Source organism: Coleofasciculus sp. FACHB-712 (genome assembly GCF_014695635.1).
Classification (GTDB): Bacteria; Cyanobacteriota; Cyanobacteriia; order Cyanobacteriales; family FACHB-T130; genus FACHB-T130.
This window is the reverse complement of record NZ_JACJOQ010000435.1, coordinates 1-2507: the sequence shown is the minus strand read 5'-3', so window position 1 is coordinate 2507 and position 2507 is coordinate 1. Positions and strand designations below refer to the sequence as shown.

At 50.2% G+C, this 2507-nt stretch carries 2 protein-coding genes; one reads left to right on the top strand and one right to left on the bottom strand.

The window, feature by feature from the left end:
• Nucleotides 1–2: 2 nt before the first annotated feature.
• On the top strand, nt 3–1670 hold the full coding sequence (locus tag H6F50_RS13475; RefSeq protein ID WP_190429085.1) for a glycosyltransferase family 39 protein: 1668 nt from the start codon (nt 3–5) through the stop codon (nt 1668–1670).
• Here H6F50_RS13475 and H6F50_RS13470 read toward each other — a convergent pair.
• Complete coding sequence (locus H6F50_RS13470) at nt 1667–2305, bottom strand: hypothetical protein (protein ID WP_190429084.1); 639 nt, start codon at nt 2303–2305, stop codon at nt 1667–1669. The two genes, H6F50_RS13475 and H6F50_RS13470, sit on opposite strands and share 4 nt — an antisense overlap.
• Nucleotides 2306–2507 lie beyond the last annotated feature (202 nt).

Here is a 2507-nt window from a genome sequence, read left to right as displayed (position 1 = left end):
TGTTGCTCCTAGGCGCGATCGCGATCGCTGTTTTGTTAAGAATTATCTATCTAGGCAGCCGAGAATTTTGGTACGACGAAGTTCTATCCCTGATCCTCGCCAGCGGTCACGGCGTTGACTATCAAGCTCCGGGAGCGCAACCTGTTAACCTGCGGGACTACAGCGCTTTATTGATCCCACGATCCGGTGATGTCGTAGGCACGATCAAAGATGTCTATAAAGGTATCTTGGGCGATGTCCATCCACCGCTTTCTTATTTCAGCCTGTACTTCTGGCTACAGCTATTTGGCAATAGCGAAGCTGCTTTAAGAAGTCTGGGCGCGTTGCTGAGTGTAGGTGCAATTGGCGGCGCTTACGGATTGGGACGGTTTGTGATGGGACATCGCGGCGGACTGATTTTCGCCGCCTTACTCGGTACAAATCCTTTCTATTTATTCCACTCTTTAAATGCCCGGATGTATGGCCCGCTGATTTTGTGGACGATTCTCAGCACCTGGGCAATGCTGCATCTGGTTGAGGCAAAAGGAGCAACAGAGAGCGTCCGAGCCTCCGACGGGGAAATTGAACCAGACACCATGCCATTACCCCATCATCTCAGCAACCGCTCATCGATTCTCTGGAGTGCAATTCTGATCGTTTCAATCGCCGCTGGACTGCTGACGCAGTATCTTTTTGTCTACTGGGTAATGACCCTAGGCATCTTTGTCCTTATCTTTGACCGGCGGCGGTGGTGGCAGCACGGATTGCGTTTGGGAGCGGGTGTGGTGCTGTGGATGCCTTGGTTTGTTTGGGGAACTCGGAAGCAGGGGCGTCTGGGTGAAGTGGGCAATCAGTTTTCCAAGGGAAATCATTTCGCAGACGTTACCCAAACCTTGAGCAGTCACTTGTTACTGGGAGACTGGGTGGGCGATGTCGTCAAAACTCCCGCAGAAGCGACCCTCGCGATTGTGGCAGGGTGCCTGATAATTTTGTTGCTAGCCGGGTGTACCTTTAGCCTCTGGCGGCAAGGAAAGCGTCGTACCTTATTCATGGCTTTGTCACTGGGAATTTTGCCCCTGTGCATTGCATTTGCAGTGGATATTCTCGCTGGCAAATACACGATTGGCTTTGGCGGTGGAAGGGCACTGATTTTTGTTTTGCCTGGATGCTTGCTATTAATTGCTTTATGGCTGGAACGGGGGGCGGGGCGCTGGCGGGGAGTGGCGGCAGCGGGTTTGCTGCTGTTGTATCTGGGCATCAGCATCGGGGATTTCAGCACCAGAAACCGCTCGATGTTCCATCAGATATCAGACTTGATTCAACAGGAACCCACAACGCCAACTTTAATTGTGATGAACTCCCGCGCTTGGGGTCACATTCTGCGTTTGGCTTATTATCTTCCTCCCACTGCCCCGGTTCAGCTATTAGCACAGCATCCTGCCGACCTTGCGCCTGCTTTAGAAAAAGTTCTGACAAGCGGACAAGCAACGCAATATCCTCGGATTCTCTGGTTAGATAGCGCCCGTCCTGTGAATAAGGCTCCCAAAACGGAGGCAGAAAAACAGCAAATTCAGCAGGAAATCCAGCGAGTTTTGCAATCTCGTTACCAGTTAGCGACAACGCAGCAGCTATCGGGAACCACGATTCTAGATGAGTTTGCGGTCAATCTTTACACGAATCGAAATCTCTAATTTTTGGGCCATTGCCAGTTAAAACGATTCCATTCGTAAATGCCTTGAATCTCATACTCGCTGCCATTCTCAAACCGGATAATGCAGTTAGTATGAGAGACTCCGCTCTCTGTGGTCTCGTAAACCCCAACTACCGTGCAGGGAAACCATTCGCGGCTACAGGGGCCGTTTTCTTGCACCCACTCCCACAGACCATTAGAAACCTCAATGCGATCGCCTATTTTCAGCTTTAATCCTTGCTTGCCCTCTCGCTCATAATACTCAGCCAGATGAACCGGCTGAATACGATAGAGCCATCCAAAGCCATAGCGATCGCGTAAAAATTGCATCGCTCCCGAATCTTGATTATTCAACCAGTCATTGAGTAAGGTAATCTTCCAAGAGCGATTTTGTCTTTCTTGTTCCTTGACAAATTGCAGTAAAGCTTTGACTTGTTCTGCTGTCAGTTCCTCCAATGGATTTGCACCATCGGCATTTTCATCACCACTCGCCGGGTTCTCCCCTTGGGCACCCAGCAGTTCCTTGACAACAACTTGCAGCAGAATTTGCTTCTGTCTATCGCTGAGAGGATATACAGCCTCCTCACATAGACTAAATGCTGCTTGCAGTGCCGCTTCAATCTCAGATCGGGTCACAATCAATTCCTTCTTTGGAATGGATCGCCACACAGCAGAGCTATCTCGGTGATTCTGAGTGGGAATGCCCAGACTTAGAGCGCTCATTCAGGGCGATCCCCTATTATCGCAGAATTGTCAAGATATCCCGAAGCTCCTGTTTGACTAGATTCGCGCTAAGCTGAGGGGTGAAGTTCCCAAAAAACCTGAAGTCATGGTACGG